Source organism: Microbacterium sp. str. 'China' (assembly GCF_002993305.1).
Taxonomy (GTDB): domain Bacteria; phylum Actinomycetota; class Actinomycetes; order Actinomycetales; family Microbacteriaceae; genus Microbacterium; species Microbacterium paraoxydans.
Genome location: NZ_CP027434.1, coordinates 2,928,906 through 2,952,674 on the forward strand (window position 1 = coordinate 2,928,906; position 23,769 = coordinate 2,952,674).

14 protein-coding genes, 1 tRNA gene and 3 rRNA genes are annotated in these 23,769 nt (G+C 66.1%); 5 read left to right on the forward strand and 13 right to left on the reverse strand.

Annotation, left to right across the window (positions count from 1 at the left end):
• The first annotated feature begins 123 nt into the window (after nucleotides 1-123).
• Both C6C15_RS14310 and C6C15_RS14315 read left to right on the forward strand, forming a co-directional pair.
• Entirely contained in the window at nucleotides 124-1,608 is a 1,485-nt protein-coding gene (locus C6C15_RS14310; RefSeq protein WP_060922946.1) for a CoA-acylating methylmalonate-semialdehyde dehydrogenase, read from the forward strand.
• 15 nt (nucleotides 1,609-1,623) lie between these two features.
• Nucleotides 1,624-3,012, forward strand: a complete 1,389-nt coding sequence (locus C6C15_RS14315) for an aspartate aminotransferase family protein (RefSeq protein WP_105950412.1) — start codon at nucleotides 1,624-1,626, stop codon at nucleotides 3,010-3,012.
• A 21-nt stretch (nucleotides 3,013-3,033) separates the two neighbouring features.
• Here the strand turns inward: C6C15_RS14315 and C6C15_RS14320 are convergent, their stop codons facing one another.
• Nucleotides 3,034-3,306 carry a metal-sensitive transcriptional regulator gene (locus tag C6C15_RS14320; RefSeq protein WP_060922948.1) on the reverse strand — a complete coding sequence of 91 codons (273 nt, stop codon included), beginning with the start codon at nucleotides 3,304-3,306 and terminating at the stop codon, nucleotides 3,034-3,036.
• Nucleotides 3,307-3,342: 36 nt separating this feature from the next.
• On the opposite strand from C6C15_RS14320, the gene C6C15_RS14325 reads away from it, so the two are divergent.
• Complete coding sequence (locus C6C15_RS14325; RefSeq protein ID WP_060922949.1) at nucleotides 3,343-4,620, forward strand: DUF445 domain-containing protein; 1,278 nt, start codon at nucleotides 3,343-3,345, stop codon at nucleotides 4,618-4,620.
• Between the two features lies 1 nt (nucleotide 4,621).
• Nucleotides 4,622-5,536, forward strand: coding sequence for an agmatinase family protein (locus tag C6C15_RS14330; protein ID WP_105950413.1), 915 nt, complete (start codon nucleotides 4,622-4,624; stop codon nucleotides 5,534-5,536).
• Nucleotides 5,537-5,547: 11 nt separating this feature from the next.
• Here the strand turns inward: C6C15_RS14330 and hutI are convergent, their stop codons facing one another.
• From hutI to hutH, 3 genes are read right to left on the reverse strand one after another with little or no spacing between them, the layout of a single operon-like run.
• Nucleotides 5,548-6,714, reverse strand: coding sequence for an imidazolonepropionase (gene hutI / locus C6C15_RS14335; RefSeq protein WP_105950414.1), 1,167 nt, complete (start codon nucleotides 6,712-6,714; stop codon nucleotides 5,548-5,550).
• The gene (gene hutU / locus C6C15_RS14340; RefSeq protein WP_105950415.1) at nucleotides 6,711-8,369 is read right to left on the reverse strand and encodes a urocanate hydratase; all 1,659 of its coding nucleotides are present in this window, start codon (nucleotides 8,367-8,369) and stop codon (nucleotides 6,711-6,713) included. Before hutU ends, hutI begins: the two co-directional genes overlap by 4 nt.
• The gene (hutH, locus tag C6C15_RS14345) at nucleotides 8,362-9,903 is read right to left on the reverse strand and encodes a histidine ammonia-lyase (RefSeq protein WP_105950416.1); all 1,542 of its coding nucleotides are present in this window, start codon (nucleotides 9,901-9,903) and stop codon (nucleotides 8,362-8,364) included. The genes hutU and hutH overlap by 8 nt, the downstream gene beginning before the upstream one ends.
• 94 nt (nucleotides 9,904-9,997) lie before the next feature.
• Here hutH and C6C15_RS14350 point away from each other — a divergent pair, with 94 nt between their 5' ends.
• A complete protein-coding gene (locus C6C15_RS14350; protein ID WP_234024246.1) occupies nucleotides 9,998-10,735 on the forward strand; it encodes an IclR family transcriptional regulator in 738 nt (245 codons plus the stop codon).
• A gap of 82 nt (nucleotides 10,736-10,817) precedes the next feature.
• Here C6C15_RS14350 and rrf read toward each other — a convergent pair.
• From rrf to C6C15_RS14395, 9 genes are all read right to left on the reverse strand, one after another.
• A 5S ribosomal RNA gene (rrf, locus tag C6C15_RS14355) occupies nucleotides 10,818-10,934 on the reverse strand.
• A 111-nt stretch (nucleotides 10,935-11,045) separates the two neighbouring features.
• Nucleotides 11,046-14,148 (reverse strand): 23S ribosomal RNA (locus tag C6C15_RS14360).
• A gap of 410 nt (nucleotides 14,149-14,558) precedes the next feature.
• Nucleotides 14,559-16,077: ribosomal RNA gene (locus tag C6C15_RS14365) — 16S ribosomal RNA — on the reverse strand.
• The 16S, 23S and 5S rRNA genes sit together here, the layout of an rRNA operon.
• A gap of 493 nt (nucleotides 16,078-16,570) precedes the next feature.
• Complete coding sequence (locus tag C6C15_RS14370) at nucleotides 16,571-17,923, reverse strand: MFS transporter (RefSeq protein WP_234024162.1); 1,353 nt, start codon at nucleotides 17,921-17,923, stop codon at nucleotides 16,571-16,573.
• Nucleotides 17,924-17,965: 42 nt separating this feature from the next.
• The gene (locus tag C6C15_RS14375) at nucleotides 17,966-19,180 is read right to left on the reverse strand and encodes an alpha-hydroxy acid oxidase (protein WP_105950419.1); all 1,215 of its coding nucleotides are present in this window, start codon (nucleotides 19,178-19,180) and stop codon (nucleotides 17,966-17,968) included.
• Nucleotides 19,181-19,331: 151 nt separating this feature from the next.
• Complete coding sequence (locus tag C6C15_RS14380; protein WP_105950420.1) at nucleotides 19,332-20,060, reverse strand: GntR family transcriptional regulator; 729 nt, start codon at nucleotides 20,058-20,060, stop codon at nucleotides 19,332-19,334.
• 146 nt (nucleotides 20,061-20,206) lie between these two features.
• Nucleotides 20,207-20,279, reverse strand: a tRNA-Ala gene (locus C6C15_RS14385).
• 630 nt (nucleotides 20,280-20,909) lie between these two features.
• Nucleotides 20,910-21,701 carry an AAA family ATPase gene (locus C6C15_RS14390; RefSeq protein WP_105950421.1) on the reverse strand — a complete coding sequence of 264 codons (792 nt, stop codon included), beginning with the start codon at nucleotides 21,699-21,701 and terminating at the stop codon, nucleotides 20,910-20,912.
• A gap of 180 nt (nucleotides 21,702-21,881) precedes the next feature.
• Nucleotides 21,882-23,636 carry a hypothetical protein gene (locus C6C15_RS14395; RefSeq protein WP_105950422.1) on the reverse strand — a complete coding sequence of 585 codons (1,755 nt, stop codon included), beginning with the start codon at nucleotides 23,634-23,636 and terminating at the stop codon, nucleotides 21,882-21,884.
• Nucleotides 23,637-23,769 lie beyond the last annotated feature (133 nt).

Genomic DNA, 23,769 nt, shown 5'->3' on the forward strand with positions numbered 1-23,769 from the left:
CGAGAAGTCCTGACGCTCTGCCACTCCGCACCTGCTCCGTTTCCTGTCAGCATGGGCCGAGCCCAGCGTAGCGACCCTCGGTCAGAGTGTGCGAGACGCGATCCCCTCTGCGAAGGAGCATCCGTGGACATCGTCCGTCACGTCATCAACGGCACCGATACCGGCGACGCGGCCCGCCGAGGCCTCGTCTTCGATCCGGCGACAGGAGTCGTCACGAAAGAGGTCGCGTTCGCCTCTGCCACCGAGGTCGACGCCGCGGTGGCCGCCGCGGCCGCGGCCCTCCCGGCGTGGCGGGAGACGAGCCTCATCAAGCGCGCCGACGTGTTCTTCCGGCTCCGTCAGCTCCTCAAAGAGCGCATGGGCGAGCTGGCGGCCATCGTCACGTCCGAGCACGGCAAGGTCCTGTCCGACGCCGCCGGCGAGGTGTCCCGTGGCATCGAGAACGTCGAGTTCGCGGCCGGTCTCGTGCACCTGCTCAAGGGCGAGCGCAGCGAGCAGGTCGCCCGCGGGGTCGACGTGCACTCCGTGAAGCAGCCGGTCGGCGTGGTCGCGGCCATCACTCCGTTCAACTTCCCGGTCATGGTGCCGCTGTGGATGGTCGCCTCCGCCATCGCGTGCGGCAACACCGTCGTCCTCAAGCCCAGCGAGAAGGATCCGTCCGCCGCGGTCTGGCTCGCACGGCTGTTCCGCGAGGCCGGTCTCCCGGACGGCGTCCTCAACGTCGTGCACGGCGACCGGGAGGCCGTGGACGCGCTCCTCGACTCCCCGCGGGTGCAGGCGGTGAGCTTCGTCGGCTCGACCCCGATCGCCCGGTCGATCTACGAACGGGCGTCCGCCGCCGGGAAGCGGGTTCAGGCGCTCGGCGGCGCGAAGAACCACATGGTCGTGATGCCCGACGCCGACATCGACGCGGCCGCCGACGCCGCCGTCTCCGCAGCGTACGGCTCCGCGGGCGAGCGCTGCATGGCGGTGTCCGTGCTCGTGGCGGTCGGCGACATCGCCGACGACCTCGTCGCCGCGATCGCCCGCCGCATCGACGGCCTCTCGATAGGCCCCGGCACGGACCCGGCGAGCGAGATGGGGCCGCTCATCACCGCGGAGCACCGTGACCGGGTCGCCTCCTACGTCACGGAAGCTCCCGGCGAGGGTGCCACGGTCGTCGTCGACGGCACGACGACGCCGTTCGACGGCGACGGCTTCTTCCTCGGGGTGAGCCTGATCGACGACGTCACACCCGGCATGCGCGTCTACGACGACGAGATCTTCGGCCCGGTCCTGTCCGTCGTGCGCGTGGGCTCCTACGCGGAGGCGGTCGCGCTCGTCAACGCGAACGCCTACGGCAACGGGACCGCGATCTTCACGCGCGACGGCGGGACGGCGCGGCAGTACGAGTTCGACATCGAGGTCGGCATGGTCGGCGTCAACGTCCCGATCCCGGTGCCCATCGGCGCCTACTCGTTCGGCGGGTGGAAGGACTCGCTCTTCGGCGACGCGCACATCTACGGCCCCGAGTCCGTGCACTTCTACACGCGGTCGAAGGTCGTGACGACGCGGTGGCCCGACCACACCCCGTCGCAGATCGACCTCGGCTTCCCGAGCAACCACTGACGAGGAGCGCCCACGATGACGACCTTCACCGACCGCCACGGACTCTCCTCCCGGCTCCCCGCCCCGGACGCCGAGGCGCAGGTGCGCGCCGACGACCGCGCCCACGTCTTCCACTCCTGGAGCGCCCAGGCGCTGATCGACCCGATGCCGGTCGCCGCGGGTCGAGGTTCGACCTTCTGGGACTACGGGGGCACCGCGTACCTCGACTTCTCCAGCCAGCTCGTGAACCTCAACCTCGGCCACCAGCACCCGGACCTCGTCGCCGCGATCCAGCAGCAGGCCGGGCGGCTCGCGACCATCCAGCCGTCGATGGCCAACGATGTCCGAGGGGAGCTCGCCCGCCTCATCGCCGAGGTCGCTCCCGACGGGTTCGAGAAGGTGTTCTTCACGAACGGCGGCGCGGAGGCGAACGAATACGCGGTGCGCATGGCCCGGCAGGCCACGGGCCGCCGGAAGGTGCTGTCGATGTACCGCAGCTACCACGGCTCCACCGCGACCGCGATCTCCCTCACCGGCGACCCGCGCCGCTGGGCGAACGACGTCACGGACACCGGGGCCGTGCGGTTCTTCGGACCGTATCTCTACCGCTCCCCGTTCCACAGCGAGACGCCCGAGCAGGAGACGGAGCGCGCCCTCGCGCACCTGGAGCAGACCATCCAGCTCGAGGGGCCGCAGACGATCGCCGCGATCATCGTCGAGACGGTCGTCGGCACCAACGGCGTGCTGCTTCCGCCGCCCGGCTATCTGCTCGGGGTGCGCGCGCTCTGCGATCGCTACGGGATCGTCTTCATCGCGGACGAGGTGATGGTCGGATTCGGCCGGCTCGGCGAGTGGTTCGGGATCGACGCGTTCGAGGCCCGCCCCGACCTGATCACCTTCGCGAAGGGCGTGAACTCGGGCTACGTGCCGCTCGGCGGCGTCGTGATCTCCGACCGCATCGCCGCGGCCTTCGACACCGTCCCGTTCGCGGGCGGACTGACGTACTCCGGGCACCCTCTCGCCTGCACGGCCGGTGTGGCCACGTTCGAGGTGTTCCGCCGGGACGGCATCCTGGAACGGGTGCGCGACCTCGGCGAGCGGGTCGTCGGTCCGACCCTGCGCTCGTGGGCGCAGTCGCATCCGAGCGTGGGCGAGGTGCGCGGTCGCGGGCTGTTCTGGGCGGTGGAGCTCGTGCGGGATCAGCGGACCAGGGAGCCGCTGGTGCCGTTCAACGCGAGCGGTGCCGACGCCGCGCCGATGACCGCGTTCGCCGCCGCCGCGAAGCGGGCAGGGGTCTGGCCCTTCACGCACTTCCACCGCGTGCACATCGCCCCGCCGCTGGTGATCGAGGAGGCGGAGCTGGTGCGGGGGCTGGCGGCGATCGAGGAGGCGCTGGCGGTCGCCGACCGGTACGCGGTCGGCTGAAAGGCCGTCCGCGCCTCTCGCTTACTTGCGGTCGAAGTCGAACGCCTTGAGGAGCTCGCCGACGGCCTTGTCGCGCTCCTCGCCGCCGTCCTCGAACATGTGGGTGACGTGCGTGCGCAGGTGGTTCTCCAGCAGCAGACGGTTGAGCGACTCGAGGGAGCGCTGGATCGCGCGGGACTGCGTGATGATGTCCATGCAGTACTCCTCGCTCTCGATCATCCGCGCGACGCCGCGCATCTGACCCTCGAGAATGCTGGTGCGGTGCAGGGCGCGCTTCTTGATGTCTTCGATCACGTATCGAGGCTACTCGCCCCGTGAAAGGATGACGTCATGCCGCGAACACCGACGACGCTGCTCTCCCTCGCCGACCAGGAGCGTCGGCGCGCGCTGCGGCGGATGAAGGCCGTCGCGCTCGGGGCGCTGATCTTCATGGCCCTCGCCTTCGTCGTCGCGTTCGCGTTCCAGGAGCGGGTCGGTGGGCTCGCGTACGTCCGCGCCGCCGCGGAGGGCGGCATGGTCGGCGCGCTCGCGGACTGGTTCGCGGTGACCGCGCTGTTCCGCCGTCCGCTGGGCCTGCCCATCCCGCACACCGCGATCATCCCGAACCGCAAGGACGAGATCGGCCGCACGCTCGGCGAGTTCGTGGAGACGAACTTCCTCGCCGCCGACGTCGTGCGCACCAAGCTCACCAGCACCGCGATCGCCCTCCGCGCCGGGGAGTGGCTCCGCGAGACCCCGCATGCCGAGCGCGTGGCGGCCGAGGGAGCGACGATCGCGACGGCCGTGCTGAACGCGCTCAGCGACGACGACGTGCGCGACCTCCTCGCCGACCTCGCCCGCGAGCACCTCGTCGCCCCGGAGTGGGGGCCGCCCGCCGGGGCGTGGCTGGAGAAGATCGTGGACGCCGAGGCGCACCACGGGGCCGTCGACCTCGCGGTGGACAGCATCGGGCGGTGGCTCGACGCGAACGCGGCCTCCTTCACCGGACTCGTCTCCCGACGCCTCCCCGGATGGATGCCGAAGATCGCCCACCGCCTCATCGATGACACCGTGTACAACGAGGCGGTCAAGTTCGTCCGCGCCGTGCAGGCCGACCCGCGGCATCCGGCTCGCCTCGCGGTCGACGGGTACCTGTCCCGCCTCGCGGACGCTCTGCAGAACGATCCCGCGACGCGCGAGAAGCTGGAGAACGCCAAGGCCGCGCTCTTCGACAGCCCGCGCGTCGGCGCCCTCGCCGCAGAGGCGTGGAACACCGCCAAGAACGGACTCCTCACCTCCCTCGCCGACCCGGAGAGCGGGCTGCGGCGCCGCGCCGTGCAGGCGCTGCAGGAGGTCGGCGAGCGGCTCACGACCGACGCCGCCCTGCAGCGGCGCGTCGACACGTGGGTCTCCGATGCGGCCGTCTTCCTCGTGGACCGGTACCGGCACGACATCGCCTCGATCATCACCGACACCGTGGAGCGCTGGGACCCCGCCGAGACCACGGAGAAGATCGAGCTCATGGTCGGCCGCGACCTGCAGTACATCCGCCTCAACGGCACCGTCGTCGGCGCCCTCGCCGGCCTCGCGATCTTCACCGTCGCCCACGCCCTGATCCCGGGAGTCTGACATGGCGCTGTCCCACGATCCGCTCTGGCCGCGCGCCGGCGCCTGGCCCGCGTTCGAGGGCACGGCCGATGCGGTGCTCCTCGGCGTCCCGACCTGGCGCACCTCGCTGTCCCCGACCGGGGCGCACGCGACACCGGCCGCGATCCGCGAGGCACTCCCCCGCTACGGCACGACGGTCCTCGGCCCGCCGACGATCGACCTGGACGAGGTGCTCCGCATCGCGGACGCCGGGGACGTGCCGGAGCCGGACGGCGATGCGGGAGAGGCGCGGACGATCGAGCGGGTCCGGGAGCTCGCGGACGCCTCAGACCTCGTCATCGCCCTCGGCGGCGACAACTCCCTCACCTACCCGGTCGCGCTCGGCGCCCGGGCGACGGGCCTGATCACGTTCGACGCCCACTTCGACCTGCGCGACGGCGTCTCCAACGGCACCCCGGTGCGGCGACTCGTCGAGGACGTCCCCGCCGCGGCAGGCGTCCCGACGGCCCGCGTCGACCCCACCCGCATCGTGCAGATCGGCCTCGCCGACTTCGCGAACTCCGCCGCCTACGCCCGCCGCGCGGCGGACTGGGGCATCCGGGTCATCACCCTCGACGACGTGCGTCGTCGCGGCATCGCCGACGTCGTGGCCGAGGCGGTCGCGATCGCGGGCGCGGGCGACGCCGCCCGGGTGCACCTCGACATCGACGTGGACGTGTGCGACCGCGCGGTCGCACCGGGCTGCCCGGCCAGCGTCCCCGGAGGTCTGGCGGCGTGGGAGCTTCGCGCCCTCACCCGGGCGGTCGCCGCTGATCCGCGGGTCGTGAGCGCCGACATCGCCGAGGTCGACGCGACCGCGGACGCCGAGGACCGTCGCACCGTGCGACTCGCTGCCCTCTGCGTGCTCGAGCTGCTCGCCGGCCTCGCGGCACGCTAGCCCGCGCGGCCTCAGACGACCGCGAGGCCGTCCTTCCAGACGCGCTGCACCAACGGCACACCCGGGCGATACGCCAGATGCACGCGGGAGGGGGCGTCGAGCACCACGAGGTCGGCGCGCGCCCCGGGAGTGATCCGGCCGATGTCGTCCCGCCGGAGTGCCCGCGCCCCGCCGGCGGTCGCGGCCCAGACCGCCTCCGCCGTGGTCATGCCCATGTCCCGCACGGCGATGGCGATGCAGAAGGCCATGGACGAGGTGAAGCTCGACCCCGGGTTCGTGTCGCACGCCAGCGCGACCGTCACACCCGCGTCGAGGAGCTGGCGCGCATCCGGATAGGGCTGGCGCGTGGAGAACTCCACGCCGGGCAGCAGCGTGAGCACCGTGTCCGATGCGGCGAGCGCGGCGATGTCCGCGTCGGTGAGGTAGGTGCCGTGATCCACGGAGGCCGCCCCCAGCTCGACCGCCATCCGCACGCCGTCGCCCGAGCCGAGCTGGCTCGCGTGCACCCGAGGAGCGAGACCGCGCGCTATGCCCGCCTCCAGGATCCGTCGTGACTGCGCCACCGTGAAGGCGCCGGTCTCGCAGAAGACATCGATCCACCGGGAGTGCGGAGCGCACGCGTCGAGCATCGGCCCCACGACGAGATCGACATAGGCATCGGGATCGTCGGCGTACTCGACCGGCACCACATGCGCACCGAGGAACGTGACCTCCGGCGTCACCTCGGCGGCGAGGCGCACGAGGCGCTCCTCCTCGGCGACGGCGAGACCGTAGCCGCTCTTGATCTCGACCGTGGTGGTGCCCTGCGCCCGCAGCTCCTCGATGAACCCGCGCAGTCGGGCGCGGAGCTCGTCGTCGGTCGCCGCCCGCGTCGCCTGCACCGTCGAGCGGATGCCGCCCGCCGCGTACGGCTGCCCCGCCATGCGCGCCTCGAACTCCGCCGCCCGATCGCCACCGAAGACGAGGTGGCTGTGGCTGTCGACGAATCCGGGGATCACGGCCCGACCCCCGGCGTCGACGACCTCATCGGCCGCGGGAGCCGCAGCGGACGAGCCCACCCACGCGATCCGCGCGCCGTCGATCAGCACGGCCGCATCGCGGAGCGTGCCGGTCGGGTCGCCCCCGGCGGCGACGTTGGTGGTCAGCTCCCCGATCCCGGAGATGAGCGTCGTCGTCACAGCATCGGCACCTTCAGTCCGCGGTCGCGCGCGACCTCTGCGGCGTGGTCGTACCCGGCGTCCACGTGCCGCATGACGCCGGTCCCGGGGTCGTTCGTCAGCACCCGGGCGAGCTTCTCCGCCGCGAGGGCCGAACCGTCCGCCACCGTGACCTGCCCGGCGTGGATCGAGCGGCCGATCCCCACCCCGCCGCCGTGGTGCAGCGACACCCACGACGCCCCGGAGGCGGTGTTGAGGAGGGCGTTGAGCAGCGGCCAGTCGGCGATCGCGTCGGAGCCGTCCTTCATCGCCTCGGTCTCCCGGTATGGCGATGCGACGGAGCCGGAGTCGAGGTGGTCGCGGCCGATGACGATCGGCGCGGACAGCTCTCCCGAGGCGACCATCTCGTTGAACTTCAGTCCGGCGAGGTGCCGCTCCTGGTAGCCCAGCCAGCAGATGCGCGCCGGGAGACCCTCGAAGTGGACGGCTGAGCCCGCCTTGTCGAGCCAGCGGTGCAGCGCGGTGTCCTCAGGGAAGAGCTCGGCGATCGCGCGGTCCGTCTTGAAGATGTCCTCCGGGTCTCCGGACAGCGCCACCCAGCGGAACGGTCCGCGCCCCTCCTCGAACTGCGGGCGGATGTAGGCGGGGACGAATCCGGGGAACGCGAACGCCCGGTCGAATCCACCGAGCTGCGCCTCCGCGCGGATCGAGTTGCCGTAGTCGAAGACCGCCGCCCCGGCGTCCTGGAAGCCGACCATCGCGGCGACGTGGGCGGCCATGGATTCCCTCGACCGGCGGGTGAACTCCTCGGGGTCGCGCGCCGCCTCCTCCTTCCAGCGGTCCACCTCGATGCCGATCGGCAGGTAGGCGAGCGGGTCGTGAGCGCTGGTCTGGTCGGTCACGACGTCGATCGGCACGCCCCGACGCCGGAGCTCCGGGAAGATCTCCGCGGCATTGCCCACGACGCCGACCGAGAGGGCGTGACCGGCGTCCTTCGCCGCGACGACCCGGGCCACTGCCGCGTCCAGGTCGGTGGTGTACTCGTCGAGGTACCGGTGCTCGACGCGGCGGGCCAGCCGCGTCTCGTCGACGTCCACGATCAGGACCGCGCCGTCGTTGAGGGTCACGGCGAGAGGCTGCGCCCCGCCCATCCCGCCCGCACCGGCGGTCAGCGTCAGCGTCCCCCGCAGGGAGTCTCGCCCGAGCGAGCGGGCGACCGCGGCGAACGTCTCGTACGTCCCCTGCAGGATGCCCTGCGTGCCGATGTAGATCCAGGAGCCCGCGGTCATCTGGCCGTACATGGTCAGCCCCAGCTCCTCCAGACGGCGGAACTCCGGCCAGGTCGCCCAGTCGCCGACGAGGTTCGAGTTGGCGATGAGCACGCGCGGCGCCCACTCGTGGGTGCGGAACACGCCCACCGGCTTGCCGGACTGGACGAGTAGCGTCTCATCCGGCTCCAGCTCGTCGAGCGTGCGGACGATCGCCTCGTATGCCTCCCAACTGCGCGCCGCCTTGCCCGTCCCGCCGTAGACCACGAGGTCTTCGGGGTGCTCGGCGACCTCGGGATCGAGGTTGTTCATGAGCATGCGCTTGGCCGCTTCCGCGCCCCAGCTCTTGGCGGTGCGCTCGGCACCGCGGGCCGCGCGCACCGTGCGCGCTGCGTTCTCCTCAGTCATGCATGTGCTCCTTTGCGACACGGGCGATGGCACCCGACTGGACGAGGTCGGTCACGGCTTCCATCTCGGGCGAGAGGTGGCGGTCAGGGCCGGGGCCTGCGGCGACCGTGCGGACGAGGTCGCGCACGGCTCCGGTCGCCGGCCCCGCCTCGAGCGGCGCGCGGAGATCCAGCGCGCGGGCGGCGGTGAGGATCTCGATCGCGAGGACGCGGGAGAGACCGTCGATCGCCCGACGCAGCTTCCGTGCTGCGGCCCAGCCCATCGAGACGTGGTCCTCCTGCATCGCCGAGGACGGGATGGAGTCCACCGAGGCGGGAACCGCGAGACGCTTGAGCTCGGAGACGATGCCGGCCGCCGCGTACTGCGCGATCATCAGCCCGGAGTCGACTCCGACCTCCGCCGCGAGGAACGGCGGGAGCCCGTGGCTGCGGGCCGGGTCCAGCGCGCGGTCGGTGCGCCGCTCGGACACGGAGGCGACGTCGGCGATCGAGATCGCCAGGAAGTCGAGGACCGCGGCGACGGGCGCCCCGTGGAAGTTGCCGTTCGACTCGATGCGGCCGTCGAGGGTGATGATGGGGTTGTCGATGACGCTGGAGAGCTCGCGCTCCGCGATCATGGCAGCATGCCCGAGCGTGTCACGTGCGGCGCCGTGCACCTGCGGGGAACACCGTAGCGAGTACGCGTCCTGGACACGGCCGTCTTCCGGGCCCTTGTGGCTGGCGACCATCGGCGAGCCGGCGAGCAGGGCACGGAGGTGGCCGGCTGAGGTGGCCTGTCCCGCCTGCGGACGCAGCGCCATGAGATCGGCGGCGAACACCGCGTCCGTGCCGAGCTGCGACTCGACGGACATCGCCGCCGCCACATCGGCAGTGAGCAGCAGCATCTCCAGGTCATGGAGCGCGAGCACCAGCGTGCCGAGCATCCCGTCCGTGCCGTTGATGAGGGCGAGGCCCTCCTTCTCCACAAGCGTGAGCGGCGCGATGCCGGCGTCCGCAAGGGCATCGGCCGCCGGGACGAGTCGGCCCGTGGCGTCGCGGACCTCGCCCTCCCCCATGGCGGCGAGGGCGATGTGGGCGAGGGGCGCGAGATCCCCGGAGCACCCCAGCGACCCGTACTCGCGGACCACCGGCACGATGCCCGCGTTGAGCAGCGCGGCATACGTCTCGACGACGACGGGACGAACCCCCGTGCGCCCGGAGGCAAGCGTCTGGAGGCGCAGCACCTGGAGCCCGCGCACAACCTCCCGCTCGACCTCGGCGCCGGTGCCGGCGGCGTGCGATCGGATGAGGCTCGCCTGCAGCTGCAGGCGACGTTCCGGAGCGATGAAGGTCGTCGCCAGCGCGCCGAAGCCGGTGGACACCCCATAATGCGGGTTCGGGTCAGCGGCGAGGCCGTCGACCACACGGCGGGTCTCGGCGACCCTGTCCAGCGCGGCGGGGTCGACGACGACGGGCACATCGTGACGGACGACGCGGACGACATCCGCGGCAGACAAAGGGGCGGCGCCGACGAGGACAGGGGCAGGATCGCTCATGTCTCGATTCCACACCCGCGGGGTCGACGCGCACGCGGCTTCGTGGCAACCTTTGTCTGTGATCCCAGACAACTCGGAGACCGACGACAGCCAGGTGCCCGCCGCGGCGCAGACTCTGCGTATCCTGAGCTACCTGGCAGGCCGGCCTGCACCGGTGGCGGCCTCCGCGATCGCGCGCGAGCTGATGCTTCCGCGATCGACGGTGTACCACCTGCTGCACACGCTCGCCACCCACGGCTTCGTGCTGCACCTCCGCGAGGAACGCCGGTGGGGGCTCGGGACGTCGGCCTTCGAGCTGGCCGGAGGGTACGCCCGACAGCAGCCGTTGGCGCGGCTCGGACGGCCGCTCATCGCCGGGCTCTCCGACCAGCTCGGGGAGAGCGCGCATCTGGCGGTCATGAGCGGCGGCGATGTGCTGTACATCGTCGAAGAGCGTGCGCCCCGGCGGCCGGCACTGGTGACCGACGTGGGCGTGCGCCTCCCCGCGCACCTGACCGCGACCGGACGCGCGATGCTCGCCGCCCTCCCCCGCGAACAGATCCGGGCGCTGTACCCGGACGCGTCGGCGTTCTCCGACCGCACCGGGCGGGGCCCTCGTCGCCCCGGCGAGCTGCGCGATCTCCTCCGGGAAGTGCGCTCGCGAGGCTGGGCGACGGAGGACGGCGAGGTCGCGGAAGGTCTGCGCTCCGTGGGTGCCGTCGTGCGCGACGCGGCCGGCTGGCCGGTCGCCGCTGTGGCGGTCACCTGGGCCGACGACGACGGCACGGAGTCTTCGCTGGCGAAGGCTGTGCGCGAGACCGCAGCGACGCTCGAGGCACGCTTGGCGCGCTGAAGCGATCCTGCCGGCCGTGCGAAACAGTCGCGTTAACGCAAGAAGGCCACCCAGCATTGGGTGGCCTTCTCGACTAAAAGGAGTCCGGCGGTGTCCTACTCTCCCACAGGGTCCCCCCTGCAGTACCATCGGCGCTGTGAGGCTTAGCTTCCGGGTTCGGAATGTGACCGGGCGTTTCCCTCACGCTATGGCCGCCGAAACACTATTGATGTTTCAATCAAACCTAAAGCAATGATGAATCATTGTTGAAGGTAGTTCTCGACCGTACATCGAGAACCACTCAGTGGACGCAAGCACCAACAAACGGTGTGTTATCAAGTCATCGGCTTATTAGTACCAGTCAGCTGCACACGTTACCGTGCTTCCACATCTGGCCTATCAACCCAGTAGTCTGGCTGGGAGCCTCTCACCCGAAGGTATGGAAGTCTCATCTTGAGGCCGGCTTCCCGCTTAGATGCTTTCAGCGGTTATCCATCCCGAACGTAGCTAATCAGCGGTGCTCCTGGCGGAACAACTGACACACCAGAGGTTCGTCCAACCCGGTCCTCTCGTACTAGGGTCAGATCCTCTCAAACTTCCTACGCGCGCAGCGGATAGGGACCGAACTGTCTCACGACGTTCTAAACCCAGCTCGCGTACCGCTTTAATGGGCGAACAGCCCAACCCTTGGGACCTACTCCAGCCCCAGGATGCGACGAGCCGACATCGAGGTGCCAAACCATGCCGTCGATATGGACTCTTGGGCAAGATCAGCCTGTTATCCCCGAGGTACCTTTTATCCGTTGAGCGACAGCGCTTCCACAAGCCACTGCCGGATCACTAGTCCCGACTTTCGTCCCTGCTCGACCTGTCAGTCTCACAGTCAAGCTCCCTTGTGCACTTACACTCGCCACCTGATTGCCAACCAGGTTGAGGGAACCTTTGGGCGCCTCCGTTACTTTTTGGGAGGCAACCGCCCCAGTTAAACTACCCACCAGGCACTGTCCCTGAACCGGATTACGGTTCGAAGTTAGATATCCAGAGTGACCAGAGTGGTATTTCAACAATGACTCCACGGTAACTGGCGTCACCGCTTCAAAGTCTCCCACCTATCCTACACAAGCCACACCGAACACCAATACCAAGCTGTAGTAAAGGTCACGGGGTCTTTCCGTCCTGCTGCGCGTAACGAGCATCTTTACTCGTAATGCAATTTCGCCGAGTTCGCGGTTGAGACAGTTGGGAAGTCGTTACGCCATTCGTGCAGGTCGGAACTTACCCGACAAGGAATTTCGCTACCTTAGGATGGTTATAGTTACCACCGCCGTTTACTGGGGCTTAAATTCTCAGCTTCGCCTTGCGGCTAACCGGTCCTCTTAACCTTCCAGCACCGGGCAGGCGTCAGTCCGTATACATCGTCTTGCGACTTGGCACGGACCTGTGTTTTTAGTAAACAGTCGCTACCCACTAGTCTCTGCGGCCTCCAAACGCTTTCGGAGCAAGTCCTAATACGTCGAAGGCCCCCCTTCTCCCGAAGTTACGGGGGCATTTTGCCGAGTTCCTTAACCACGATTCTCTCGATCTCCTTGGTATTCTCTACCTGACCACCTGAGTCGGTTTGGGGTACGGGCGGCTAGAACCTCGCGTCGATGCTTTTCTCGGCAGCATAGGATCATCCACTTTTTATCCGCATCGTGTCTCAGCCTGTATGAGTCGCGGATTTGCCTACGACTCGGCCTACGCACTTGCACCAGGACAACCATCGCCTGGCTTGGACTACCTTCCTGCGTCACACCTGTTAATACGCTAACCGCACCAGCATGGGGTCACGTGCTCCCCTCCACGGTGTCACCCGAAGGCGACGATGTGAAGGCTCGGACGTTTAGCACCACTGGATTAGCTTGGGCGGTTCTTCGCCGGTACGGGAATATCAACCCGTTGTCCATCGACTACGCCTGTCGGCCTCGCCTTAGGTCCCGACTTACCCAGGGAAGATTAGCTTGACCCTGGAACCCTTGGTCTTTCGGAGGACGTGTTTCTCACACGTCATTCGCTACTCATGCCTGCATTCTCACTCGTGTAGCCTCCACGGCTGGTTTCCACCGCCGCTTCGCTGGCCACACGACGCTCTCCTACCCATCAACACGGCTGGACCACGAAGGCCTACCAATAATGTCAATGCCACAACTTCGGTGGCGTGCTTGAGCCCCGTTACATTGTCGGCGCGGAATCACTTGACCAGTGAGCTATTACGCACTCTTTCAAGGGTGGCTGCTTCTAAGCCAACCTCCTGGTTGTCAGAGCAACTCCACATCCTTTCCCACTTAGCACGCGCTTTGGGACCTTAGTTGGTGGTCTGGGTTGTTTCCCTCTCGACTATGAAGCTTATCCCCCACAGTCTCACTGCTGCGCTCTCACTTACCGGCATTCGGAGTTTGGCTGACGTCAGTAACCTTGTAGGGCCCATCGGCCATCCAGTAGCTCTACCTCCGGCAAGAAACACGCAACGCTGCACCTAAATGCATTTCGGAGAGAACCAGCTATCACGAAGTTTGATTGGCCTTTCACCCCTATCCACAGCTCATCCCCTCAGTTTTCAACCTAAGTGGGTTCGGTCCTCCACGACGTCTTACCGTCGCTTCAACCTGGCCATGGATAGATCACTTCGCTTCGGGTCTAGGACATGCGACTGAATCGCCCTATTCAGACTCGCTTTCGCTACGGCTACCCCACACGGGTTAACCTCGCCACATATCGCTAACTCGCAGGCTCATTCTTCAAAAGGCACGCTGTCACACCTACCAGGGGTGCTCCAACGGTTTGTAAGCAAACGGTTTCAGGTACTATTTCACTCCCCTCCCGGGGTACTTTTCACCTTTCCCTCACGGTACTTGTCCGCTATCGGTCATCTGGGAGTATTTAGGCTTATCAGGTGGTCCTGACAGATTCACACGGGATTTCACGGGCCCCGTGCTACTTGGGATACTCTCCACGCCAGAACACGCATTTCGACTACGGGGTTGGCACCCTCTATGACCGGCCTTTCAAGACCGTTCGTCTATACGCTTCTGTAACGTCGCCAGCTCGGCAGAACTGACTGGTGAGTCCCACAACCCCGAATATGCAACTCCTGCCGGATATCACACACACTCGGTTTAGCCTGATCCGGTTTCGCTCGCCACTACTAACGGAATCGCGGTTGCTTTCTCTTCCTGTGGGTACTGAGATGTTTCACTTCCCCACGTTCCCTCTACCCGCCCTATATATTCAGGCGGGAGTCACTAGGTCGGCACGCCGCCCAGCGGGGTTTCCCCATTCGGACACCCTCGGATCAAAACTTGCTTATCAGTTCCCCGAGGCTTATCGCAGATTGCTACGTCCTTCTTCGGCTCCAGATGCCAAGGCATCCACCGTTTGCTCTTAAAGACTTGAAATCACATGAGTTTGAATCAAAAACCCGACCAGTCCGAAGACTGAATCAGAAATTGACTAATGATCTTTAAGATCATCTTGCGCAACTGATCAAAGACCAGTTGCAAGATGCTCGCGTCCACTGTGTAGTTCTCAAAGTACGGGCGGAACCCCCATCCACCTGCCCCCACAGGGACAAACAGAAAGAGGTCCAGAGGTTCAGACCAGATCCCGAAAGATCCGCATCGGTCCCTCAGGACCCACAGCGTGCAGGCACCGGTCCCCTCACCCAGAACCTTCCAACCACCGAAGCGGCGTACTAGTCCCGAGATCAGATCTCGATGCCATGTCAAATGTTCCACCATGAGCTCCCAGCGAAGAACGTGTGCCTTCGAACCGGGTTCTGGACGCCGAAGCGTCAGATGCTCCTTAGAAAGGAGGTGATCCAGCCGCACCTTCCGGTACGGCTACCTTGTTACGACTTAGTCCTAATTACCGATCCCACCTTCGACAGCTCCCTCCACAAGGTTAGGCCACCGGCTTCAGGTGTTACCGACTTTCATGACTTGACGGGCGGTGTGTACAAGACCCGGAACGTATTCACCGCAGCGTTGCCTGATCTGCGATTACTAGCGACTCCGACTTCATGAGGTCGAGTTGCAGACCTCAATCCGAACTGGACCGGCTTTTTGGGATTCGCTCCACCTCACGGTATTGCAGCCCTTTGTACCGGCCATTGTAGCATGCGTGAAGCCCAAGACATAAGGGGCATGATGATTGACGTCATCCCCACCTTCCTCCGAGTTGACCCCGGCAGTATCCCATGAGTTCCCACCATTACGTGCTGGCAACATAGAACGAGGGTTGCGCTCGTTGCGGGACTTAACCCAACATCTCACGACACGAGCTGACGACAACCATGCACCACCTGTTTACGAGTGTCCAAAGAGTTGACCATTTCTGGCCCGTTCTCGTATATGTCAAGCCTTGGTAAGGTTCTTCGCGTTGCATCGAATTAATCCGCATGCTCCGCCGCTTGTGCGGGTCCCCGTCAATTCCTTTGAGTTTTAGCCTTGCGGCCGTACTCCCCAGGCGGGGAACTTAATGCGTTAGCTGCGTCACGGAATCCGTGGAATGGACCCACAACTAGTTCCCAACGTTTACGGGGTGGACTACCAGGGTATCTAAGCCTGTTTGCTCCCCACCCTTTCGCTCCTCAGCGTCAGTTACGGCCCAGAGATCTGCCTTCGCCATCGGTGTTCCTCCTGATATCTGCGCATTCCACCGCTACACCAGGAATTCCAATCTCCCCTACCGCACTCTAGTCTGCCCGTACCCACTGCAGGCCGAGGTTGAGCCTCGGGATTTCACAGCAGACGCGACAAACCGCCTACGAGCTCTTTACGCCCAATAATTCCGGATAACGCTGCGCCCTACGTATTACCGCGGCTGCTGGCACGTAGTTAGCCGGCGCTTTTTCTGCAGGTACCGTCACTTTCGCTTCTTCCCTGCTAAAAGAGGTTTACAACCCGAAGGCCGTCATCCCTCACGCGGCGTTGCTGCATCAGGCTTTCGCCCATTGTGCAATATTCCCCACTGCTGCCTCCCGTAGGAGTCTGGGCCGTGTCTCAGTCCCAGTGTGGCCGGTCACCCTCTCAGGCCGGCTACCCGTCGACGCCTTGGTGAGCCATTACCTCACCAACAAGCTGATAGGCCGCGAGCCCATCCCCAACCGAAAAATCTTTCCAAACGCAGACCATGCGGTCACGTCACATATCCAGTATTAGACGCCGTTTCCAGCGCTTATCCCAGAGTCAGGGGCAGGTTGCTCACGTGTTACTCACCCGTTCGCCACTGATCCCACAGAGCAAGCTCCGTGTTCACCGTTCGACTTGCATGTGTTAAGCACGCCGCCAGCGTTCATCCTGAGCCAGGATCAAACTCTCCGTAAAAGAAATTGCATACGAACCGGGGAAAAACCGGAACGCAGCGAGTTTGATGCTGACCAAAGAGACGAATTCATTGCTGACTTCATCCGTTGCCAACCCCACAAGGAGGTTGGTCTTTGATCCAAAGGAATTCTCACCCAGCCGAAGCTAGACGAGGATAATTTGGCATTTGACAAGTGCACGCTGTTGAGTTCTCAAGGATCGGATGCTCCCACGACCCAGCCATCACGACCAGGCCCGCAGGGCAACTTCTCTATCTTACCGATCTCGTTTCCGTTGTCAAGTCCGAGTTTCTTCGGCCTGACCGCGGGAACGGATCAGCATCCTTCATCCTGCTCACTCAGTGAGTGTGTGGGATTCGGGAGGTGTTCGATGCTTGACGGGAGCCGGTCCGAAGACCTCCGCTCAACCGTTTGGGGCGAACAGGTAATAACTTACGTGGGTTCCGGGCATCGGGCAAATCACCGCCGATTCCCGGGCGTGTCGCCCGTTCCCCTCACTCTGACGCGCTTCCGGTCGGCGCGAACCGAGAGGCACCGGAGAGGTCCTCGGGCTGCAGGTCCCCGATGCGCTTCGGTGTCGCGACGACGGCCAGCAGGGACACCAGGCAGGCGCCGATCACGAACAGCACCACGAGCCAGAGTCCTCCCCCGGCGGCCGCGACGAGAGCGGTGGCGATGAGGGGAGTCGGGCCGGCGACCAGGGCGCCGTTGAGCTCCCGGGCCGTCGCGACGCCGGTGAAGCGGTACCGGGTCGGGAAGAGGTTCGTGAGGAAGGTCCCCGTGGAGGCCGCGGTCGCGCCCACGGCAACGACGCCGAGCGCCGTCATCCCGAGGGCGGCCAGCACCGGGTCGCCGGACTGCAGCGAGAGGAAGACCGGGTACGTGAGGACGATCCCGGCGACGGAGCCGAAGACGACCACGCGCTTGGCCCCGAAGCGATCGACCGCGACCCCGCCGAGGACGGGAGCGAAGGCGGTGAGCAGTGAAGAGACCAGGACCGCGATCAGCGCCTCGACCCGGGGCATCCCGACCGTCAGCGTGAGGTAGCTGAGGGCGAAGGCGCTGAGCACATAGTTCGTCACGTTGTGACCGCACACACTGAAGAAGCCGAGGATGAGTTCGCGGGGACTGCGGCGGAAGAGCTCTGCCAGGGGCACCTTCGTCGCGGCGTGCTCGGCGTTCGCCACGGCATCCCGGTACTCAGGCGTCTCCTCGAGTCGGCGACGGATCCACAGCGCGAGGACGAAGAGGACGGCGGAGACCAGGAACGGGATGCGCCAGGCCCAGCCGAGCAGCACGTCGCCGGGAAGCATCGACGCGAACGTGAAGGCCAACGTCGCGAGGAATGCTCCGCCAGGTGCGCCCGAGGTGACCAGTCCGATCACCCGTCCCCGGCGCGGTTCGGGTGCGTACTCCGCGACGAGCGTGAGGGCACCGGCGAGTTCCGCTCCGGCACCGAAGCCCTGGATGAAGCGGAACAGGATGAGCAGGATCGGCGCCGCCAACCCGATCGCCTCGGCGGTCGGGAGGACCCCGATGCCCACGGTCGCGATCCCCATGAGCACGATGGTCAGGATCATCGCGGGCTTCCGGCCGACCCGGTCACCGAGGTGGGAGATGAGGAGGCCGCCGAGCGGCCGCACGACGAAGCCGACGGCGAAGGTCGCGAAGGCGAGCATCGAGGCGGAGGCCGGGATGACGTCCGGGAAGAAGAGCGGGCCGATCACGAGGCCCGCGGCGGCGCCGTAGAGGGCGTAGTCGTACCACTCGATGAGGGTGCCGAAGTAGGCTGCGGCGATCGCGCGCCTCGCCTGCGGGGTCATGGTGCGCTGCTGTTCGTTGGCCATGGGGTGTCCTTTCGTCATTGAAAAGTGCTGGCGTGGTCGTGGCTATCCGGTGGGCGCGAGTACCGCGGTCCCCCGGCCGCGCAGCTCGGCGGTCGTGCGCACGCCGAGGAGCTGCATCGTCGACAGGGTCTCGTTCGCCACCAGGTCGAGCGCCCTCTCGACCCCCGCCCGGCCGCCCGCCATCAGGCCGTACATGTATCCCCGGCCGAGGAAGACGAAGTCGGCCCCCGCGGCGATCGCGGCCACGACGTCGAGCCCACTGCGGATACCGGAGTCGAGCACGATGGGGACGTCGTCGCCGAGGGCGGCCCGCACGGCGCCCACGACCTCGATCGGCGCGATCGCACGGTCGAGCTGGCGCCCCCCGTGGTTGGAGAGCCAGATGGCGTCCGCGCCGGCGTCGATGAAGCGCTCGGCGTCGGTGGCGGACAGGACGCCCTTCACCACGATCGGCCCGTTCCAGTTCCCCCTCAGCCACCGCACGTCGTCCAGGGACAGGGCGGGATCGAACATGCTGCTCACCACGTCGGTGACGCTTCCAGACCGCGGGCCGAAGTTCGCCATGGCCGGTGCGTCGTGCGCCAGAAGGTCGAGCGACCACGCCGGGTGGAGTGCAGACTGCGCGGCAGTGCGCAGCGTCAGACGCGGCGGCATCGAAAGTCGATTGCGGTCGTCGCGGTAGCGCTGCCCCGGGACCCGGGTGTCGACGGTCAGCACGAGCGTGTCGAACCCTGCCACGGCGGCCCGCTCGATGAGGGCGAGCGACGCGGCGCGATCGCGCCGCAGGTACAGCTGGAACCAGCGGCGCGCATCGGGGGCCGCGTCAGCGACGTGCTCGATGCTCCGCGTGCCCATCGTGGAGAGCACGAAAGGCACGTTGCGGTTCGCAGCCGCACGCACACCGTCGGTCTCGCCGGCCGCACGCATGAGGGCGGTGAGGCCGATCGGGGCGATGCCGATGGGCATCGCGTGCTCGCGTCCCAGCAGCCGGGTGGCGAGCGACGCTCCCGCTGCGCTCTCGGTGACGGATGGCACGAATCTCCGGCGGGCGAAGGCCGACTCGTTGTCGCGCGCAGCCTGCTCGGTCACCGCGGCACCCTCGACGTAATCGAAGACGAATCCGGGAACGCGTCGCTTCGCGAGCCGTCGGAGGTCGTCGAGGCTGCGGGCTTCAGCGACGCGCGTCGCCTCGGTGGGAAGCGCGGGCGGAGCGAAGCTCAACAGCTCGGTGAAGGTGCGGATGCGACGTCGCAACAAACCTGGATCCTCTCGGCAACTCCCATCGAGGCCGAAGAGCCGACCGCGGTGTCGGCACCACCATAGCTCCCGAATATCTTGGGCACAATAGCGATATTCCTCAGATATATCTCAAGTGCTCATGACGCCACAAGGATGAGGCCAGGGTGGGTCAGGCTTCGAGGAATGCCTGGAGGACGAACTCCCGCAGCTCGACGAGGTGTCGGCGCATGGCCTCCTCGGCCGCCCGCGGATCGCCGGTACGGATCGCTTCGAGCACCTGCTGGTGCCCGTTGTTCTCGACGTCCGAGTGGATGCGCGCATCGATCGCCGGGATCAGGTGATGACTCCGCGTCGTCTCGTCGAACAGGCCGCTCATGAGCGCCTTCGCCCGAGCGTTGCGTGCCGCGCCGAGGATGCACTCGTGGAACGCGCGGGCCGCATCGGTCAGCTCCGCCGTACCGGAGCCGCTGCGCTGCGCGTCCAGGATCGAGCTGAGCTCCTCGATGAAGGCCTCGTTGCCGTAGCGCGTCGCCCCTGCCGCCATCGGCGGTTCGATGATCAACCGCAGGTCGAGCACCTCGCGCACCTCGCTGATGCCCAGCGGGCGGACGACGTATCCGCGACGAGGGAGCGCGACGACGAGCCCTTCCACGACGAGGATCTGCAGTGCCTCCCGCACCGGCGTCTTCGACACCCCGAACCGCGCGGCCAGCTCGGGTTCGATGACGACCTCGCCCGGCGCGAGCCGCGTGCGGACGATGTCGTCCCGAAGCGCCACGTACACCTTCTGCGTGCGGGACAGCACCCGATTCCCCTCACCGAGGGCCGCGGCACGGCGCTGGCTGTCGACGGCATGCGTGTGCAGGGTCGAGCCGGATTCGCTGGGCGTCGCGTCCATGTCCTCAGCCTAGAGGCACCGAATCGAACCCCCGGCCGCTGCCGAGCGGTCTCGTCGCGGCGATCGGATCGGCCCCGTGCGCCAGCTCCAACGAAAGAACCTCGCCCCGCGAGGATGCGGGGCGAGGTTCTTTCGTTCTGTTCCTGTGGACCTAAGGGGATTCGAACCCCTGACCTCCTCGATGCGAACGAGGCGCGCTACCAACTGCGCCATAGGCCCGTGAACGACATCTACGTTATCACGCTCGCGATCCCGGACATGACGAAGGCCCCGCATCTCCGTCGTTACAACGGGAGTCGGGGCCTTCGTGGTGGCGGTGACGGTGGGATTTGAACCCATTTATGCCGAGGCTTGACTGGCGCGGGCGGAGTGATAACCCCGAGATTCCGCGGCCGCACGGCACGTTCACACCCGCGGAACCACAACTGCACACAACAACGACTGCACCAAAATGCACCACGGCCGACGCCTCTTGGCGCGATTGCTCTGAAATCGGGCTTGTTCCTCGGCCTCCTACGCTTTGCGGAGGCGTTCCAGCGCCGACTGATGATCTGTAGATGGTGCTGCACTAGGGCCGAGGGATGGTGATTCACAAGGAAATCCATGGTGACCTCCGGCCTGCCGATGCGACTTCCTCGCAATTGCGCGTGTGACCGAATGAGGCAGACTCTGGCTGCTGCCGACGGGCAGAAAACACGGGTTGTTCAAACCAATCACCGGACGCCTCGTCGTAGGATAACGAACACGTCAACACCCGCAGCACGCGCGGTGGTCTCGGAGGCGCTCATGAGAACGAGTCAACCGTATGCCGAGCTCTCGCAATAGAGAAATCGTTCTCCGTCCCGACGGCTAAGGCAACCGGATCCGGAGCCTACGCGCTCGCTCCTCGAACGCCGGCTTGCCGCCCTCTAGAATCTCGCAAACTTCGTCGCGCACCCGCGGGTTCTCGAGCCCTCCACTGTCGTAGTTCAGTTCCGGTAGTCCACCGGGCACATGGGCACTCGCATTCGCTACGATGACCTGATCCGCGTCGGTGTTGACCACAAGGTTCGCGTTGTGGGTAACGATGATGATCTGACGCCGGCGCCGCGTCTCCACGAACCGCCCGACAAGTTCGTCGAAGATCGACTTCGGATCGAGGTTCTCTTCCGGCTGGTCGATGATGAGCGGCCGATCGTCGGACTGATCGATGGCCAAGTAGAGCAATAGCAGCACGATGCCACGCGTACCCGGCGAAAGCTGCTCGATATCGACGCCGTCGTACCGCACGCCGTAGCTGACCGTCATGTGGTCAGTGCTATTCAGCCAGTCAGAGACTTCTTTGCCCCATGCCCAGAACGCCTTGGTGTTTCTACGTGGAACCTTGGCCTGCTCCATGAGGTGCTGATTGTGATCAGCCCTGAACGTGTTCATCGCCTCGGCGACTGCGGCGCTCGCACCATGCTGCCACGCCGGGAGCAGCGTATCTCTCGCAACCCGGAGCAGCTCACCGCGGCCTCGGAACTCACCCGTGCGAAGGTCCATTAGGCTCTCGCCGCGCGTTGCCCACGCTTCGACATCGACGACGCGGCGCACGCTGAAATTCAGCTTGCCGAGCGTGCCCAGTTCCGAATCCAGCATTTCCTTCAGCGGCGCGTACATCGCTGTGAGCTCGCCTTGCTCGGCGACAAACCCGTCGAACAGGGACGAGTATGCCTGTTTACGCTTGAGCTGCAGTGCCTTGATTCGGTCGCTCGCGCCCGACGCATTGGCGATCTTCTTCTTGGCCGCAGTGAGGAGAGATTCGTTTCGCGCGATACGCGTATTCAGCGCCTCGAGTTGCTACTGTTTGTCGCTATCGAGGCCGATGAGGTGGCCCAAGCGCCACGCCTCCGTCCGGAGCACGTTAAGAGACTCTTGGGTGAGGTCAGCGTCATCGGCGACGAACGCAGGCATCGCGGCAGGGGGCACATCTGGACGCGTCGGCATGATGCCAGTGAGGCCACTGATGGCGGTCTTCACGCCGGTCAACTTGGCGTCGAGCGTGGCGACCGGGTCTCCGACGAACTGAATTTCGAACGCTTTCCACTCATCTGCAGTCAGGCCTGCGGCTTCGTGGTTCCGGAGGAGGCTCACGGTAGCGCCCGGCAAGCGCCGATTCTTCAGGTCCGTTGTGGCGGCGCGTAGCTCCCCGAGAGCTTGCGCGCGTCGACGGAGTCCGTCAATCGCGGCCTGCCTGGTAGCGAGCTCCGCGATAATCAGATCGAGCCGTTGAGACCGCGCTTCGCCGCCGACGATCACGAGCTTGCTCCGCGCCCTCTTGTCCTCCGTTAGTACCTTGGTGAGCTGGTCCTTTTCGATCTTGAGGGCCGGGAGCTGGTCCAGTGTGGCGTGCTCCGCGTCGATCTCAACGGACAGTTCATCGATCTCTTCCTTTGCGTACTCGCGCAGACCGCGGCCGTGGCTCGCCCGGATGCCGAGTAGTTCTCGGAAGGTAGAAGCACCGAGCCGTTCCTCGAACGGATGCGCCTCGAAGATGACTCGCTCGATCTCCTCGAGCAGTTCATCTGTGACGCCTTCGGACGAGCAGAGCCTCTCAACGAACTGCTGGGACAGGTACTGTACGGCAGGCGTTTCTTCGGGACCCACGACGGGAGGGAATGCCGCGCTGGTCGTGCGGCCATCTGCCCAGGTCAGGTCCACGGCAGCACCCCCAACGTGCCGATTGGCACGCTGAAGGAAGGTCTTGTCGGTTGCATCGTCGCTGGCTGCCCCCGCGCCGGCCGCAATAAGATCAGCGAGAGCCGTCTTTCCGGACCCGCGCGCGCCGATGATGGCGACAAGACCAGGCGAAAGCTGCACATTGCCGTCGCTGAACCACGGAGCGCCGCTCACGGAGATCTCTTGGATCACGCGGTGCGGCAACGCACCAGACGGCGGCGTCTCGGCAACGATGGCCCGCTCGCGCGGCTCAAGGCACGCCTGACGAAGCGCTTCGAGCGTCGCGTCGCCCTTGATCCAGGAATAGCGATTCTCTGCGGGCTTTCCCACGGCTGCGAGGTTGTGGGCGTCGCTTCCATGGAGACACACCTTCACGCCGTCATGCTTTTCGTCCAGTGTCTCGATTGAATCGACGCCGTCACCGATCCAGAACGTGCGCTGCTTGGGCGAGCTCGAGAAGATGACCCGAGCGACGCGCTCGATCTCGGTACGCACGGCGGCAAGGGACGCACCGTCATCGCGCACGCCAGCAGTTCCATCAGTGGAACCGGCGGCTACCGCGACGATGATGTGCTGCTGCGCCCACGCGCTCTCGGAGAACGACTTCTTCAGGTTCTCCATCGCGACTTTGAAGAGGTTGGTGCCCGCGCTGAGCGCGGCGCCCTCATCCAGGATCTTTGCGTTTGACTTCTTGCCCAGGCGGACGAGGTCCCCTGGATTGCAGGAGTAGGTCTCCGCGCCGTACTGGAAGGTGAGGGTGTTGAGGAAGCGCTTCGCCTCTTCAACGTGGTCGGGATCTTCCGGCGAGATGAGCAGGTGGATGTTGACCGGATTGGTCGCGGTCGCGGTGGGCAACCGCTCGACATCGGCGAACAAGAGTCCGACGTCGGGGAGACGGCCACCTTCCTTGAAAGCGACAACCTCCTCGTAGTCGGCAATGCTGTAGTAGTCAGTAACCCGAGTGCCTCGATGCGAGGCTCGGACTTCTCAATGAGCTTCAGGTACAAGT